Annotated in this window: 15 protein-coding genes; 10 read left to right on the forward strand and 5 right to left on the reverse strand. The window is 61.0% G+C overall.

Annotated elements, in window-relative coordinates; all coding sequences use genetic code 11:
* Positions 1–118: 118 nt before the first annotated feature.
* Positions 119–352 (forward strand): DUF1127 domain-containing protein, encoded by a 234-nt coding sequence (locus H097_RS01735; RefSeq protein ID WP_032856826.1) that lies wholly within the window; start codon positions 119–121, stop codon positions 350–352.
* Between the two features lies 1 nt (position 353).
* On the opposite strand, the gene H097_RS01740 is transcribed toward H097_RS01735, so the two are convergent.
* Complete coding sequence (locus tag H097_RS01740; RefSeq protein WP_032856827.1) at positions 354–1,646, reverse strand: FAD-binding oxidoreductase; 1,293 nt, start codon at positions 1,644–1,646, stop codon at positions 354–356.
* A gap of 115 nt (positions 1,647–1,761) precedes the next feature.
* On the opposite strand from H097_RS01740, the gene H097_RS01745 reads away from it, so the two are divergent.
* Positions 1,762–2,115: a YkgJ family cysteine cluster protein gene (locus tag H097_RS01745; RefSeq protein ID WP_029289779.1), complete on the forward strand. Its 354-nt coding sequence runs from the start codon at positions 1,762–1,764 to the stop codon at positions 2,113–2,115.
* 126 nt (positions 2,116–2,241) lie between these two features.
* Here H097_RS01745 and H097_RS01750 read toward each other — a convergent pair whose 3' ends face one another.
* Positions 2,242–2,730: an Lrp/AsnC ligand binding domain-containing protein gene (locus H097_RS01750; RefSeq protein ID WP_003206849.1), complete on the reverse strand. Its 489-nt coding sequence runs from the start codon at positions 2,728–2,730 to the stop codon at positions 2,242–2,244.
* Positions 2,731–2,886: 156 nt separating this feature from the next.
* Here H097_RS01750 and dadA point away from each other — a divergent pair, with 156 nt between their 5' ends.
* From dadA to H097_RS01780, 6 genes are all read left to right on the forward strand, one after another.
* The gene (gene dadA, locus H097_RS01755) at positions 2,887–4,188 is read left to right on the forward strand and encodes a D-amino acid dehydrogenase (RefSeq protein ID WP_032856828.1); all 1,302 of its coding nucleotides are present in this window, start codon (positions 2,887–2,889) and stop codon (positions 4,186–4,188) included.
* Positions 4,160–4,513, forward strand: a complete 354-nt coding sequence (locus H097_RS01760) for a RidA family protein (protein WP_032856829.1) — start codon at positions 4,160–4,162, stop codon at positions 4,511–4,513. Before dadA ends, H097_RS01760 begins: the two co-directional genes overlap by 29 nt.
* A gap of 77 nt (positions 4,514–4,590) precedes the next feature.
* Entirely contained in the window at positions 4,591–5,664 is a 1,074-nt protein-coding gene (alr, locus tag H097_RS01765) for an alanine racemase (RefSeq protein ID WP_032856830.1), read from the forward strand.
* Between the two features lie 116 nt (positions 5,665–5,780).
* Positions 5,781–6,329 (forward strand): cupin domain-containing protein, encoded by a 549-nt coding sequence (locus tag H097_RS01770; RefSeq protein ID WP_032856831.1) that lies wholly within the window; start codon positions 5,781–5,783, stop codon positions 6,327–6,329.
* Between the two features lie 181 nt (positions 6,330–6,510).
* Positions 6,511–6,924, forward strand: coding sequence for a c-type cytochrome (locus H097_RS01775; RefSeq protein ID WP_032856832.1), 414 nt, complete (start codon positions 6,511–6,513; stop codon positions 6,922–6,924).
* Between the two features lie 133 nt (positions 6,925–7,057).
* A complete protein-coding gene (locus H097_RS01780) occupies positions 7,058–8,980 on the forward strand; it encodes an acetyl-CoA hydrolase/transferase C-terminal domain-containing protein (RefSeq protein WP_032856833.1) in 1,923 nt (640 codons plus the stop codon).
* Positions 8,981–9,110: 130 nt separating this feature from the next.
* Here the strand turns inward: H097_RS01780 and H097_RS01785 are convergent, their stop codons facing one another.
* Entirely contained in the window at positions 9,111–9,683 is a 573-nt protein-coding gene (locus tag H097_RS01785) for a xanthine phosphoribosyltransferase (RefSeq protein WP_029289761.1), read from the reverse strand.
* Positions 9,684–9,740: 57 nt separating this feature from the next.
* Positions 9,741–11,750: a DNA helicase Rep gene (rep, locus tag H097_RS01790; RefSeq protein WP_032856834.1), complete on the reverse strand. Its 2,010-nt coding sequence runs from the start codon at positions 11,748–11,750 to the stop codon at positions 9,741–9,743.
* A 267-nt stretch (positions 11,751–12,017) separates the two neighbouring features.
* Here rep and H097_RS01795 point away from each other — a divergent pair, with 267 nt between their 5' ends.
* On the forward strand, positions 12,018–13,691 hold the full coding sequence (locus H097_RS01795) for a bifunctional diguanylate cyclase/phosphodiesterase (protein ID WP_032856835.1): 1,674 nt from the start codon (positions 12,018–12,020) through the stop codon (positions 13,689–13,691).
* A 61-nt stretch (positions 13,692–13,752) separates the two neighbouring features.
* Here the strand turns inward: H097_RS01795 and H097_RS01800 are convergent, their stop codons facing one another.
* The gene (locus H097_RS01800) at positions 13,753–15,120 is read right to left on the reverse strand and encodes a NorM family multidrug efflux MATE transporter (RefSeq protein ID WP_032856836.1); all 1,368 of its coding nucleotides are present in this window, start codon (positions 15,118–15,120) and stop codon (positions 13,753–13,755) included.
* A gap of 152 nt (positions 15,121–15,272) precedes the next feature.
* On the opposite strand from H097_RS01800, the gene H097_RS01805 reads away from it, so the two are divergent.
* Positions 15,273–16,193 carry a LysR substrate-binding domain-containing protein gene (locus H097_RS01805; protein WP_032856837.1) on the forward strand — a complete coding sequence of 307 codons (921 nt, stop codon included), beginning with the start codon at positions 15,273–15,275 and terminating at the stop codon, positions 16,191–16,193.
* Positions 16,194–16,217: the final 24 nt, after the last annotated feature.

The following is a 16,217-nucleotide window of genomic DNA, read 5'->3' on the forward strand; positions in this document are numbered from 1 at the left end:
TCAGCCTGCGTTTGGCAGTATCTGTATGGATTTAATAAAGGTTTGTTGAATCTGTAATGGTTTTGTCGCGCCATTCATTCTAGTCACTCATGGCAACAGGCAAATGAGGGGCAGGACAATGAGTGGCTTGAGCGATGTGCGGCTGGCGCTACACAGTCAGGAACTGGAAGCAGGGCAGGAACGTGGGATGACCGGGCTGGCGCCTGGCAATCCGAGCCGCTGGGAACTGTTCTGGCGCCGTCGCCATACGCGCAAGGCCTTGCTGGGCCTGAGCCGGGAGCAATTGCGTGATATCGGCCTGACTGCCGAACAGGCGCGCCAGGAAGGCTTGAAGCCGTTCTGGCGCGGGTGAGTCAGAGCAGTTCTTTCATGCGGTGCCAGAGCATGCCCAGGGCCAATAGCGGTGAGCGCAAATGCTTGCCGCCGGGGAAGGTGATGTGGGGCACCTGGGCAAACAGATCGAAGCGCCCACGGTGCTGGCCGCTGATGGCTTCGGCCAGCAGCTTGCCCGCCAGGTGGGTGGCGTTCAGACCGTGGCCGGCATAGGCCTGGGCAAAGTACACATTGGGGTGGTCGGCCAGCCGGCCAATCTGCGGTAGGCGGTTGGCACCGATGCCGATCATGCCGCCCCATTGGTAGTCGATCTTCACCTCGGCCAATTGCGGGAAAACCTTGAGCATCTTCGGCCGCATATACGCGCCAATGTCCTGGGGATCACGCCCGGAATAATGGCAGGCACCGCCAAACAGCAGGCGCCGGTCGGCCGACAGCCGGAAGTAATCCACTGTGACCCGCTGATCACACACGGCCATGTTTTGCGGCAGCAGTTCGGCGGCCTGGGCCGGGCTTAAGGGTTCGGTGGCGATGATGTAGCTGCCGGCGGGCAGCACCTTGCCGCTCAGGTGGGGGTTGAGGCCATTGAGATAGGCATTGCAGCCCAGCACCAGGGTCTTGGCGCGCACGCAACCCTGGGCGGTGTGGACTTTGACTTCAGGGCCGTAGTCGATGCGCAGCACCTGGGACTGTTCAAACAGCCGTGCGCCCAACTGCTGGGCGACGGCGGCTTCACCGAGGGCCAGGTTCAGCGGGTGCAGGTGGCCGGAGCCCATGTCGATCATGCCGCCCACGTAACGGTCGGACCCGATCACGCTGCGCATTTCCCCGGCTTGCAGCAGGCGCAGTTCATGGCGATAACCCAGGTCGTGCAACTCTTCGGCATCGGCGGCCAAGCCTTGCAGGTCGCGGGGCTTGTTGGCGAGGTCGCAGTAACCCCAGGTCAGGTCGCAATCAATCTGGAAGCGCTCGACCCGCTGGCGCACGATTTCCACGGCTTCCAGGCCCATCAACTTCATCTGCCGCACGCCTTCGGTGCCGACCACATTGGCAAACTGATCGAGGCCATGGCCGACGCCACGAATCAACTGTCCGCCATTGCGCCCGCTGGCGCCCCAGCCGATCTTGCGCGCCTCCAGCAGCACCACGCTAAACCCGCGTTCAGCCAACTCCAGGGCCGTATTCAACCCAGAGAACCCGCCGCCCACCACGCACACATCGGCGACGACTTCGCCCGCCAAGGCCGGGTAATCGGGTTGCGGCAGGCTGCTGGCGGCGTAGTAGGAAGCGGTGTGCCGGGCGCTGGCGATCATGGGAAGCATCCGTGTCTGGAAAATTTGACGCAGGATACAGCGGTCGGGTGAAGCTGTCTCACCCAGGGGTTTTAGGGCAAAATCCACACCTATTCGCCGTTCGGTATGGGTTTCGATGAGTTGCAACAGCCAGAAAGTCAACGCGCTGCGCCGGCAGATTCCCTCGTTTGAGTGTGTGCCGGGTTGCCATGATTGCTGTGGGCCGGTGACTACATCCACCGAGGAAATGTCGCGCCTGCCGCGCAAGACCGCAGCCGAGCAGGAAGCGGCCATGGATGAGCTGAACTGTGTACACCTGGGGCCCAACGGTTGCACGGTGTACGACGAGCGCCCATTGATCTGTAGGTTGTTTGGTACTACGCCCAGCTTGCCATGCCCCAACAACCGTGGGCCGGTGGAGCTGATTCACCCGCGGGTGGAGAAGCAGATCCACGAGTACATGGCGACCACCCGGCAGGTGCTGGTCTAGCCGATGTACGTGGTCAAAATGTGGGAGCGGGCTTGCTCGCGAATGCGGTGGGTCAGTCATGGATATGTTGACTGATACACCGCATTCGCGAGCAAGCCCGCTCCCACAGGAATATGCGGCGTACTCTCAATCCGGGATCGGCAGGTTCAGGCTTTCCTTCACCTCTTCCATCACGATATAGCTCTTGGATTCGCGCACATGGGGCAGCTTGAGCAGGATGTCGCCCAGCAGTTTGCGGTACGAAGCCATCTCGGAAATCCGCGCCTTCACCAGGTAGTCGAAATCCCCTGAAACCAGGTGGCACTCCAGCACATGGGGCAGTTTCAGCACAGCACGTCGGAATTCTTCGAAGGTATCGCCGGATTTGTAGTCGAGGCTGATCTCGACAAACACCAGCAGGCTACCCTTCAAGTGCTGCGGATTGAGGCGGGCGTTGTAGCCCATGATGATGCCCTCGCGCTCCAGGCGCCGGACCCGTTCGGTGCAGGGCGTGGTCGACAGCCCTACCTTTTCCCCCAGCTCGGTAAACGAAATCCGCCCGTCCGCTTGCAGGATGCGCAGGATGTTGCGGTCGATCTTGTCCAGCTCCCGCTTGGTCTGGGTATTGGTCCGCATAGGGGATGCTCCTCCGTGAAAAGGGTTTTTGCCGAGAATTGTCGCCAAATATAGGCACTTATATAGTGAAATGCACTGGTCATTGCTTTTTATACTGCCCACATCTTTGTGCTGAACAACAAACGTCAGCGGTCAAGCCGTGATGAGGATATAAAAATGCGCGTTTTGGTCTTGGGTAGCGGTGTCATTGGTGTGGCCAGTGCCTACTATTTGGCGCGTGCCGGTTTTGAGGTGGTCGTGGTCGACCGTCAGCCGGCCGTTGCAATGGAGACCAGCTTCGCCAACGCCGGCCAGGTCTCGCCCGGCTATGCGTCGCCATGGGCCGCGCCGGGCGTACCGCTCAAGGCTATCAAGTGGTTGCTGCAGCGCCATGCGCCACTGGCGATCAAGGCCACGGCCAATATCGACCAGTACTTGTGGATGGCGCAGATGCTGCGTAACTGCACCGCCAATCGCTATGCGGTGAACAAGGAGCGCATGGTGCGTCTGTCCGAGTACAGCCGCGACTGCCTCGATGAACTGCGCGCTGAAACCGGCATTGCCTACGAAGGCCGTAGCCTGGGTACTACCCAATTGTTCCGCACCCAGGCACAACTGGATGGTGCGGCCAAGGATATTGCCGTGCTCAAAGAGTCCGGCGTACCGTTCGAGCTGCTCGACCGTGCCGGCATTGCCCGCGTCGAGCCGGCCCTGGCCAGCGTCACGGATATCCTGGCCGGTGCCTTGCGCCTGCCCAATGACCAGACCGGCGACTGCCAGATGTTCACCACGCGCCTGGCCGATATGTGCAAGCAGTTGGGCGTTGAGTTCCGTTTCGAGCAGGACATCCAGCGCCTGGACCACGCCGGTGATCGTATCAACGGTGTGTGGATCGACGGCAAGCTGGAAACCGCTGACCGCTACGTGCTGGCCCTGGGCAGTTACTCGCCACAGTTGCTCAAGCCGCTGGGGATCAAGGCGCCGGTGTATCCGCTCAAGGGTTACTCCCTGACCGTGCCGATCACCAACCCGGCGATGGCTCCGACCTCGACCATTCTCGACGAAACCTACAAGGTCGCGATCACTCGCTTCGACAACCGCATCCGGGTCGGTGGCATGGCTGAAATAGCCGGTTTTGACCTGTCGCTGAACCCACGCCGGCGCGAAACCCTGGAGATGATCGTCAACGACCTTTATCCTCAGGGCGGTGATTTGAGTGAAGCGACGTTCTGGACCGGCCTGCGCCCGACCACCCCGGACGGTACGCCAATTGTCGGCGCCACCCCTTTCAAGAATCTGTTCTTGAATACCGGCCACGGCACCCTCGGCTGGACCATGGCCTGTGGCTCTGGTCGCTTGCTGGCGGACCTGATGGCCAAGAAAACCCCGCAGATCAGTGCCGCAGGCCTTGATATTTCCCGTTATGGCAGCCCTCAGGAGTCCACAAAACATGTCAATCCAGCGCCAGCTCACCAATGAGCGCATGAGCCAGATCGTTGTCCACAGCGGTACCGTGTATCTGGCAGGGCAGGTCGGCGACGACATGAGTGCCGGGATTGAACAGCAGACCCGTGAAACCCTGGCCAATATCGAGCGTTTGCTGGATCTGGCCGGTACCGACAAAACCAAGTTGCTGTCGGTGACGATCTACCTTAAAGACATCGACGCCGACTTTGCCGGCATGAACGCGGTATGGGACAAGTGGCTGCCAAAAGGCGTCGCACCAGCCCGTGCCACGGTCGAGTCGAAACTGTGTGAGCCAGAAATCCTGGTCGAGCTGTCTGTCGTGGCCGCTCTGCCTTAAACGATCCCTCTTCCGGTGCCGGCGCTGTCGGTTGGTACCGGTTTTTTCTTCCTACCGCCGCCTAGAAGCCTGCCGCCATGCGTCCTGCCCGTGCCCTGATCGACCTACAAGCCCTGCGCCACAACTACCAATTGGCCCGCGAACTGACCGGGGCCAAGGCCCTTGCCGTGATCAAGGCCGACGCCTACGGCCATGGCGCCGTGCGCGTGGCCCAGGCCCTGGAAGACCAGGCCGACGGTTTTGCCGTGGCCTGTATCGAGGAGGCGCTGGAACTGCGCGCTGCCGGAGTTGGTGGGCCGGTGTTGTTGCTCGAAGGGTTCTTCGAGGCCGACGAACTGCCGCTGATCATCGAGCATGACTTCTGGTGCGTGGTGCATTCGTTGTGGCAGTTGGAAGCGATTGAACAGGCGCGCCTGAGCAAGCCGCTGACGGTGTGGTTGAAGCTGGATTCGGGCATGCACCGGGTCGGGTTGCATCCCAAGGATTATCACGACGCTTACCAGCGCCTGCTGGCCAGTGGCAAAGTGGCCAAGATCGTGTTGATGAGCCACTTCGCCCGTGCCGATGAGCTGGACTGCGCGAGCAGCGATGAACAGGTCGCGGTCTTCGAGGCCGCGCGCCAGGGCTTGGCGGCCCAGGTCAGCCTGCGCAACTCGCCGTCGGTGATGGGCTGGCCGAGCGTTTCCAGCGACTGGGTACGGCCCGGCATCATGCTTTACGGTGCGACGCCCTTCGGCGAAGACCAGGCGGTTGCCGCGCGTTTGCAGCCGGTGATGACCCTGGAGTCGAAAGTCATCTGCGTGCGCGAATTACCGGCGGGCGAGCCAGTGGGTTACGGCGCGCGATTCGTGACGCCCAAGCCGATGCGTATCGGTGTGGTTGCCATGGGTTATGCCGATGGTTATCCACGGCATGCGCCGACCGGCACGCCGGTACTGGTCGCCGGCCAGCGCAGCCAGTTGTTGGGGCGGGTGTCGATGGACATGCTGTGCATCGACCTGACCGATGTACCCCAGGCGGGTCTGGGTTCAACCGTCGAGTTGTGGGGCAAAAACATCCTCGCCAGCGATGTGGCGACCGCCGCCGAGACCATCCCCTATCAGATTTTCTGCAACCTGCGCCGCGTGCCACGGCTCTATTCCGGCGCTTAGCCGCCGGCTACAGATGAAGCCCACCGGGATTCAGACCAAAGTGTTGTAAATACTGAACGCTGTCGCCATGATAACGCTCAATTACAACAAAGCCTGAATCCTAGGAGGCTCCTGCATTGGACGTCGGCGAACGACTGCAATCCATCCGTAAACTGAAAGGTCTTTCCCAGCGTGAACTCGCCAAGCGTGCGGGCGTCACCAACAGCACCATTTCGATGATCGAGAAAAACAGTGTCAGCCCCTCCATCAGCTCCTTGCGCAAGGTGCTGGGCGGCATCCCCATGTCCATGGTCGAGTTCTTTTCCGAAGAGATCCTCCAGGAAAAACCGACGCAGATCGTCTATAAAGCCAATGAGCTGATCGACATCTCCGATGGCGCGGTCACCATGAAACTGGTGGGCCGGGCACATCCCAGCCGGGCGATTGCGTTTCTCAACGAAATCTACCCGCCAGGCGCTGATACCGGCGAGGAAATGCTGACCCATGATGGCGAGGAAACCGGGATCCTGTTGGAGGGTCGTCTGGAATTGGTGGTAGGCGCCGAAATTTTTGTGCTCGAAGCCGGCGATAGCTACTACTTTGAAAGCACCAAGCCGCACCGTTTTCGCAATCCGTTCGATGTGCCGGCGCGACTAATCAGCGCAGCCACACCCGCGAACTTTTAACAGAAGAGGCGCCCTGCCTACCTTGCAGAGGTGCCCGTAGTTGTATTTCGCCCTGCTGAATCTCCCCTTGGATAATAGGGTTGTTTCAGTGAGGCGGCCTAACCGTTATACTTTCGCCGCCTGCGAAACCGTGGCCGCAGGCGTGAATAGCCACCATGAGGGTGAACGCGTGAACCTAATTATGAAAATGCTGGCTGTACCAGCAACCGTACTGGCCCTTTGGGCTGCCAGCGCTCAAGCTGCGACCAATGATGATATTGCCAAGCGCCTTGAACCCGTCGGGAAGGTCTGTATTCAGGGTGAAGAATGCAAGGGCATGGAAGTCGCTGTGACAGCGGGCGGCGGCGGCGCGAAAACGCCGGACGAGATCATTGCCAAACACTGCAACGCTTGCCACAGCACAGGCCTGTTGGGCGCACCGAAAATCGGTGACACCGCAGCCTGGAAAGAGCGCGCCGACCACCAGGGCGGCCTTGACGGCATCCTGGCCAAGGCCATCACCGGCATCAATGCCATGCCGCCTAAAGGGACGTGCGCCGATTGCTCGGATGCTGACCTCAAAGGTGCGATCGAGAAGATGTCTGGTTTGAAATAAACCGATCTTCGCCAAAAAGCCGCTGACCAGCGGCTTTTTTGTGCCCGCAATTTGGTTGCCAAGGCTGTTCATTGCAGCAAAGACCCGGCAAGCTCGGTCCAACCCCAATTCATGGAATGTTCAGGAGGGTCGGATGGTGCAGTTGTGTTCAATCGAGCAAGCGGTCGACGACGTACTGGCACGCTTGCCTGCGCATATTCACATGGGGATGCCGCTGGGCCTGGGCAAGCCGAACCTGTTTGCCAACGCGTTGTACCGGCGCATCGCCAAGCTGCCCGAGCGCGAGCTGACGATCTACACCGCCCTGAGCCTGGGCCGCCCGCCGTTGGGCGATGGTTTGCAGAAGCGCTTTCTCGAACCGTTTATCGAGCGGGTGTTTGGCGACTATCCTGAACTGGACTTCCTCGCCGCCCTGCGCAAGGACAGCCTGCCGGCCAATATCCACGTGCAGCAGTTCTTCATGCAGCCCGGCAGCCTGTTGCACAGCGCCCAGGCCCAGCAGGATTACGTCAGCAGCAACTACAGCCATGCCGCACGCGATATCAACGCTGCCGGCCTGAACCTGGTTGCGCAGTTGGTGGCCAGCAGCAGTGAGCACCCGGATCGCCTGAGCCTGAGCTGCAACCCTGATATCACCCTCGACCTGTTGCCGATGATCGCCAAGCGCCGCGCGGCCGGGGAGACCATCCTGGTGGTCGGCCAGGTGCATGAGGACTTGCCCTACATGCCGGGCGACGCCGAGTTGGGCATGGACCAGTTCGACTTCCTGATCGACGAGAAAGACCACACCACACTGTTCTCCACACCGAACATGCCGGTGGGGTTCCAGGACCATTTCATCGGTTTGCACGCCAGCACCCTGGTGCGCGATGGCGGTACCTTGCAGATCGGCATTGGTTCGATGGGTGACGCCCTGACCGCTGCGCTGCTGGCGCGCCAGGCCGATAACGAAGGCTACCGGCAGTTGCTCACTGACCTGGATGTGTACCAATGGGCGCCGCTGATCAGCCGTGAGGGCGGGGTCGAGCCGTTTGCCCGGGGCCTCTACGGTTGCAGCGAGATGTTCGTCAACGGCCTGCTGGTGCTGGCCGATGCCGGGATTGTGCGGCGCAAGGTCTACGCCGATGTGGCGACACAGACGCAGGCCAACGCGGGCCTGCTGGACGATGCAGCACAGCCCGACGGCGTGTCGATCCATGGCGGTTTCTTCCTGGGGCCGCGTAGTTTTTACCAGCGCTTGCAGGAAATGACTCACGCCAAGCGCCAGGCATTCAACATGACCCGCATCAGCTATATCAACGAGCTGTACGGGCAGGAAGAACTCAAGCGTTTGCAGCGCGTGGATGCGCGGTTTATCAACAGCGCGATCATGGTGACGTTGCTGGGTGCAGGCGTTGCCGACCAATTGGAAGACGGCCGCGTGCTCAGCGGTGTGGGCGGGCAATACAACTTTGTCGCCCAGGGTCATGCGCTGGAAGGCGCGCGCTCGATCCTGATCCTGCGCAGCTGGCGCGAATCGGCCGGCGAGGTCAGCTCCAATATTGTCTGGGAGTACGGCCATTGCACGATTCCACGACACCTGCGCGATATCGTGATCACGGAATACGGCATCGCTGACTTGCGCGGCCAGACCGACGCCAAGGTGATCGAGGCGCTGCTCAATGTCACCGACTCACGGTTCCAGGCCGACTTGATCGAACAGGCGCAAAAAGCCGGCAAGTTGCCCAAGGATTTTGCGCTCGATCCACGCTTTGCCGACAATACGCCCGAGCGGTTGCAGGCGGTGCAGGCGCGCCATTCAAGGCTGTTTCCGGAGTATCCGCTGGGCAGTGACTTCAGTGATGAAGAGCGGGATTTGTTGCGGGCGCTGAATTGGCTCAAGAGCAAGTTCAAGCTGACGGAGATTCTGGAGTTGGGCAAGGCGGCGCTGGATGCGCCGGAGCCTGCGGCGTTTCCCGGGCATCTGGTGCGGATGCGCCTGGATAAGCCGCAGGGGTTTAAAGAGGACCTGTATCAGCGCTTGCTGCTCGCAGGCCTCAAGGCCACCACACACTAACGGCCACCACAAACCCAATGTGGGAGCGGGCTTGCTCGCGAATGCGGTCTGTCAGCCAGTTCATGAGTGGCTGATCCACCGCTATCGCGAGCAAGCCCGCTCCCACATTTTTAACTGTGCTCGCTCACCTTCAGTCGATGAAGGTCACGACCCCACCGGCCAGGGACTTCACCCGCGCCAGCGATTCAACACGGTAGCCCTGGGCATCCAGCTCCGCACGGCCACCCTGGAACGACTTCTCGATCACAATCCCCAGGCCCGCCACGGTGGCGCCGGCCTGTTTGATGATCGAAATCAGCGCCTGGGACGCCTTGCCGTTGGCCAGGAAGTCATCGATTACCAGCACGCGATCGCTGCTGGTCAGGTGGCGCGGGGAGATCGCCACGGTGCTTTCGACTTTCTTGGTGAAGGAATACACCGTCGCCGACAGCAGGTTTTCCGTCAGGGTCAGGGACTGTTGCTTACGGGCGAAAATCACCGGCACGCCGAGGTTAAGGCCGGTCATGATCGCCGGCGCGATGCCCGAGGCTTCGATGGTAACGATCTTGGTGATCCCCGAGTCCTTGAACAGCGCGGCGAATTCGTCGCCGATCAGCTTCATCAGCGCCGGGTCGATCTGATGGTTCAGAAAGGCGTCGACTTTGAGTACCTGGTCGGAAAGCACGATGCCTTCTTCGCGAATTTTCTTGTGCAGTGCTTCCACAAAAGCTTCCTCTGGTGGCGCAAGGGGCGCCGAAAGTAGATTAAAAAGTAGTCGATTCTAGCGCTTTAGCATCGCGCGTATATCTGCCAGGGCGGTGTTGCCGCGTACCGCCTTGACTTCAGTCGGGGTGTCGTCGTTGCCTTCCCAGGCCAAATCGTCCGGTGGCAGTTCATCGAGGAAGCGGCTCGGGGCGCAGTCGATGATCTCGCCGTATTGCTTGCGCTTGGCCGCAAAGGTGAAGGCCAGGGTCTGGCGCGCGCGGGTAATGCCTACGTAGGCCAGGCGCCGTTCTTCTTCAATGGTGTCGGCTTCGATACTGGAGCGGTGTGGGAGGATTTCCTCTTCCATGCCCATGATGAACACATAGGGGAATTCCAGGCCCTTGGACGCATGCAAGGTCATCATCTGCACGCCTTCGGCGCCATCTTCTTCTTCCTGCTGACGTTCAAGCATGTCGCGCAGGACCAGCTTGCCGATCGCGTCTTCGACGGTCATTTCGCCGTCTTCGTCTTTTTCCAGGGTGTTCTTCAACGCTTCGATCAGGAACCAGACGTTGCCCATGCGGTAATCCGCGGCCTTGTCGCTGGAGCTGTTGGTGCGCAGCCAGTTTTCATAGTCGATGTCCATGACCATGCTGCGCAGGGCGCTGATCGGGTCTTCGCCGGCGCACTGCTCGCGCACCTTGTCCATAAAGCGCTTGAAGCGCGACAGGCGATCGGTGAAGCGCGTGTCCAGGTGCTCGCCCAGGCCGATTTCGTCGGTGGCGGCGTACATCGAGATCTTGCGTTCGGTGGCGTAGTTGCCGAGTTTTTCCAGGGTCGTGGAGCCGATTTCCCGGCGCGGCACGTTGATCACACGCAGGAAGGCGTTGTCATCGTCCGGGTTCACGATCAACCGGAAGTAGGCCATCAGATCCTTTACTTCCTGGCGTCCGAAAAAGCTGTTGCCGCCCGACAGGCGATACGGAATCTGGTGGTGCTGCAACTTCAGCTCGATCAGCTTGGCCTGGTAGTTGCCGCGATACAGGATGGCGAAGTCGCTGTAGGGGCGGTCGGTGCGCAGGTGCAAGGTCAGCAACTCGACGGCCACGCGCTCGGCTTCGGCATCTTCGTTGCGGCAGCGGATCACGCGGATTTCGTCGCCATGGCCCATCTCACTCCACAGTTGTTTCTCAAACTCGTGGGGGTTATTGGAGATCAGCACGTTGGCGCAACGCAGGATACGACTGGTGGAGCGGTAGTTCTGCTCCAGCATCACCACTTTCAAGGACGGGTAGTCGACCTTGAGCAGCATCAGGTTTTCCGGGCGCGCACCGCGCCAGGCGTAGATCGACTGGTCGTCGTCGCCCACCACGGTGAACTGGTTGCGCGTACCGATCAGCAACTTCACCAGCAAATACTGGCTGGCGTTGGTGTCCTGGTATTCGTCCACCAGCAGGTAGCGCACCTTGTTCTGCCACTTTTCGAGGATGTCGGCGTGTTCCTGGAACAGCTTGACCGGCTGCAGGATCAAGTCGTCGAAGTCCACCGCATTGAACGCCTTGAGCGTGCGCTGGTAGTGGGTGTAGACGATAGCGGCGGTCTGTTCCTTGGGGTTGCGTGCGTTTTCCAGGGCTTCGGGGGGCAGGATCAGGTCGTTTTTCCAGGCGCCGATCATGTTCTTGATCTCGTCGACGCCGTCGTCGCCCGCGTATTCCTTCTGCATGATGTCGGTCATCAGGGCCTTGACGTCGGTCTCGTCAAAGATCGAGAAGCCCGGCTTGTAGCCCAGCCGCGCATGCTCCTTGCGGATGATGTTCAGCCCCAGGTTGTGGAAGGTACACACGGTGAGGCCACGGCCTTCGCCACCCTTGAGCAGGGTGCCGACGCGCTCTTTCATCTCGCGCGCGGCCTTGTTGGTAAAGGTCATGGCGACGATGTACTGGGCACGGATGCCACAGTTCTGGATCAAGTGCGCGATCTTGCGGGTGATCACGCTGGTTTTGCCGGAGCCAGCACCGGCGAGCACCAATAGAGGGCCGCCGACGTAGTTCACGGCTTCTTGCTGCCGGGGATTGAGTCGGGACATACGGAATTTTGGGAGTCATTGTTCAAAAGGGCGGGCATTTTAACAGGCTGGCAAGATTCTGCTGCCTCTGAACGACAGTGTGACGTACCACTCGATCTAAATTTGCCGCTTTTGTTACTTTGACGCAGGATGTGCGGGGTTTTTGGGTCTATCGTTCGATCTAGAGCCGCACTGCGCGTATTTGATAACCAATATCATTGGTGATTATCAGGCTGCACGTCATAATGCCCGCCGCCAACGAAATCTTGCACAGTCTAGGGAGCTAGCTTGTCTACGCCTGTCGAACCCTTGCGTTTGCTGCTATTGGCCGATACGCCTACGTGGGCAGCGTTGTTGCGCGAGTGCCTGGCGCCGATGGGCGACGGGGCAGTGCTGATCAGTGCGCCAAACTGGGAGTCGGTGAGCAGCCTGTTCGATGACGACCGCACGGCCGTCTTGCTGACCACCCCCAGCCTGCAACCCGGCCCGGGCCGTTGCAGCCTGCCGACCGTCTTGTTGCTGGAGCAGGAGCCGCTGGTTGCGCCGCTGGGCGCCAGTGACTGGCTGATCCTCGGTGCGTTTGATGTCGATACGGTGCGCCGCTGCCTGCGCCATGTGCGCGAGCGTGGCTTGCTGGAAAACACCCTGCAACGCCTGGCCGAACAAGATCCGCTGACCGGCATCGCCAATCGCCAGGGGTTCCAGACCCTGCTGGCCGCACGCCTGGCGGAAAACGACGGGCGGGGCCTGGCCCTTGGTCACCTGGACCTGGACAACTTTCGCCACGCCAACGATGCCCTTGGCCACCAGGCGGGCGACCGGCTGATCCTGCAAGTGGTCTCGCGGCTCAAGAGCCAGTTGGAAGCCGGCGACCAACTGGCGCGCCTGGGCAGTGACGAATTCGCCTTGCTGATCGACACCCGCCGCGCGCCGCAACGCGCCGAGTGGATGGCCGAACGTATCACCGAGGCCATGGCCGAACCTTACTGGGTCGACGGCGAGAGCCTGCTGATCGGTTGCAGCCTCGGTGTGGCCCACGCCCGCGCCAAGGCCGGCGCCGACCCGTTGATGTGGCACGCGCATATCGCCATGCAGCAAGCCAAGAGCACCCAGGGCTGCACCTTTCATATCTTCAACGAGCGTATCAACCGCAATGCCCGTAGCCTTGCCGACCTGGAAAGCGAACTGCGCCGGGCGCTGCGCCGAGACGAACTGGAGCTGCATTACCAACCGCGCCTGGACCTGGACGATGGGCATATCGTCGGCCTCGAAGCCCTGGTGCGCTGGCGCCATGGCGAGCGCGGCCTGTTGCCGCCGAGCGAGTTCGTGCCCCTGGCCGAGCAGAGCGGCCTGATCGTGCCGTTGGGCTACTGGGTGATTTCCCGTGCCCTGCGCGATATGCAGGACCTGCGCGAACGCGGCCTGCCGGCGCTGCACATGGCGGTCAACCTGTCGTTTCGCCAGTTTCAGGACAGTCAGTTGCTGTCGACCTTGAGCCGGCTGATTGCCGAGCGTGGGGTGGAGGCGCAATGGCTGGAATTCGAGCTTACCGAAACCGCCGTGATGCGCCGCAGCGATCTGGTCAAGCAGACCATGGATGCCTTGGGCCGCCTGGGTGTGCGTTTTTCCCTGGATGACTTCGGCACCGGATTCTCCTCGTTCGTCCACCTCAACAGCTTGCCGATTGCCTTGCTCAAGATCGACAAGAGCTTTGTCGGCGGCATGGAGGAGCGCGAGGAAAACCGCAAGCTGGTGCATGCGATGATCAACCTGGCCCACAACCTCAACCTGGAAGTGGTGGCCGAAGGCGTGGAAACCCCTGAGCAACTGGCGTTGTTGCGGCTGTTTGGTTGTGACCAGGCCCAGGGTTACCTGATCAGCAAGCCATTGCCGTTGCCGGAGTTGGTGGAGTATCTGACGTTTGGCAGCAGCCAGCAGGCGTTGTTGGGTGAGGTGATCTAACCCTGTAAACCCAATCAAAAATGTGGGAGCGAGCAAGCCCCACATTGACCGCATGCATCCTTCAGCTTACTTGGGCAATCATCCGCTTCATCTTTCTTTCAAACGCCCACGTCAGGGTAATCGCCGCACAGGCTAGGCCCAGCGCCAAGCCCCACCATACGCCAGTCGGTCCCCAGTCCAGGGTAAACGCCATCAACCAGGCCGCTGGTGCGCCAATCAACCAGTAGCAACCCAGGCCGACGAGGAAAGTGGTCTTGGCATCCTTGAGCCCACGAATGCAGCCCATGGCGATGGTCTGCACGCCATCGAACAGCTCGAACCACGCAGCCACGGCCAACAGGCTGACGGCCAGGCTGATCACCTGGGCAAAGGCTGGGTCGTCATGGTCCAGGAATAGGCCGATCAGCGGGTCCGAGAACAGCCAGAACACCATGGCGAACCCCAGCATTACCGTCGCGCCAAAGGTAATCCCGACCCGCCCGGCCAGCCGTGCGTCGAGTAACTGACCGCCGCCGTAGTGCAAGCCGATGCGCATGGTCACGGCATAGGACATGCCCGCCGGCACCATGAACGCCACCGAGACGATTTGCAGGGCGATCTGATGCGCAGCCAACTGCGTACTGCCCATGGTGCCCATGCACAGCGCAGCGAAGGCGAACAACCCGACTTCCACCGCATAGGTGCCGCCAATCGGCAGGCCCAGGCGCCACAGCTCGCGCAAATAGTGCAGGTTGGGCCGCAGCAGGCCCTTGCCCAGTGGATAGGCCGCGTAGGCACGGTTGTATTTGATGTACCACAACAGCGCCAGGGCCATGCAGTTGGCGACAATCGCGGTGACCAGGCCAATGCCCATCAGGCCCAGCTTGGGCAGGCCGAACATGCCTTCGATCAATGCATGGTTGAGCAGGTAGTTGATCACCGTGCCGCACAGGCTGATCACCATTACCGGCGTGGCTTTGCCGATGGCGCTGGTGAAGCCGCGCAGGGCCATGAACGTCAGGTAGCCGGGCAGGGCGAACGGCAGGATCATCAGGAACTGGCCGGCCGACTGCACGTTGGTTTCGGTCTGGCCGAACAGCAGCAGCACTGGCTTGAGGTTCCACAGCAGCAAGCCGGCTACCAGCGCCATCAGCCAGGCCAGCCAGAGCCCGGCCTGGGTCAGGCGGGTGGCTCCTTCGATGTCACCGGCGCCCTGGCGAATAGCGACCAGGGTGCCCACGGCGGCAATCACGCCGATGCAAAAGATCGACACAAACGAATAGCTCGCCGCACCCAGCCCGCCGCCGGCCAGGGCTTCGGGGCTCAGGCGGGCCATCATCAGGGTGTCGGTCAGCACCATCAGCATGTGCGCCAACTGTGAGGCAATCAACGGCCCTGACAGCCGCAGAATGGCCCAGAGTTCGGTACGCGCCGGATGCTGCATGATCATCACGCTCAATAATTCAGGAAGGGGTGCAAGGGTTGATTCTCGGCGCTCTCAGCGCTTTGCACAAAGGGATAAATGCGATCGTTCGCATGATTAAAACTCATGTAAGGATGATTCTGGTAGGGTTTCGGGATCGTGCCGTCGGAGTTTTCCTCATGTCTCGCCGTCTTCCTCCGCTGTATGCCTTGCGCGCATTTGAAGCTGCCTCCCGGCACAACTCCTTCACCCGCGCGGCCGAGGAGTTGTCAATTACCCAAAGTGCGGTCAGCCGGCATATCCGCACCCTGGAAGAGCACTTCGCCTGTCGCCTGTTCCAGCGCAGCGGGCGCACCTTGCAGCTCACCGAGTCGGCACGCCTGCTGCTGCCGGGCGTGCGTGAAGGGTTTGCCGCCCTGGAGCGCGCCTGCCATACCTTGAATGCCGAAGATGACATCCTGCGCATGAAGGCCCCGTCCACCTTGACCATGCGTTGGTTGCTGGCGCGGTTGAGTCGCTTCCGGCACCTACAGCCTGGTAATGAGGTGCAGTTGACCAGCGCGTGGATGAGCATCGATGAAGTGGACTTCAATCAGGAGCCGTTCGACTGCGCGGTCCTGCTCAGCGATGGGCATTTTCCTGCGGACTGGGAGGCCAGTTACCTGTTTCCCGAGTTGCTGATCCCGGTAGGCGCCCCGAATTTGCTCAACGATGGCTCCTGGGATGTGGAGCGCCTGGCCAGCGCTGAACTGCTGCACCCCACGCCGGATCGCCGTGACTGGCGGCGTTGGCTGCAACGCACGGGATTGGCCGCACGGGTGGCGATCAAGGGCGGGCAGGTGTTCGATACGCTGGAGCTGGGCATGATTGCCGCTGCCCGGGGCTATGGTGTGTCCATGGGCGATCTGCTGATGGTGGCCGAAGATGTCGCCCAGGGACGCTTGAGCCTGCCGTGGCCGACCGCAGTGGCCAGCGGCGAAGGCTATTACCTGGTCTGGCCGAAGACTCGCCCCGGCGGTGAGCGTCTGCGCCGGTTGTCGGACTTCCTGCAAAGCGAGGTCCGGGCCATGGAATTGCCGGCAGTCGAGCAACTCGACTGAATCGATGCAGCGCCCGCAAACCAT

The sequence above is a fragment of the Pseudomonas sp. FH4 genome, from assembly GCF_000510915.2.
Lineage (GTDB): Bacteria > Pseudomonadota > Gammaproteobacteria > Pseudomonadales > Pseudomonadaceae > Aquipseudomonas > Aquipseudomonas brenneri.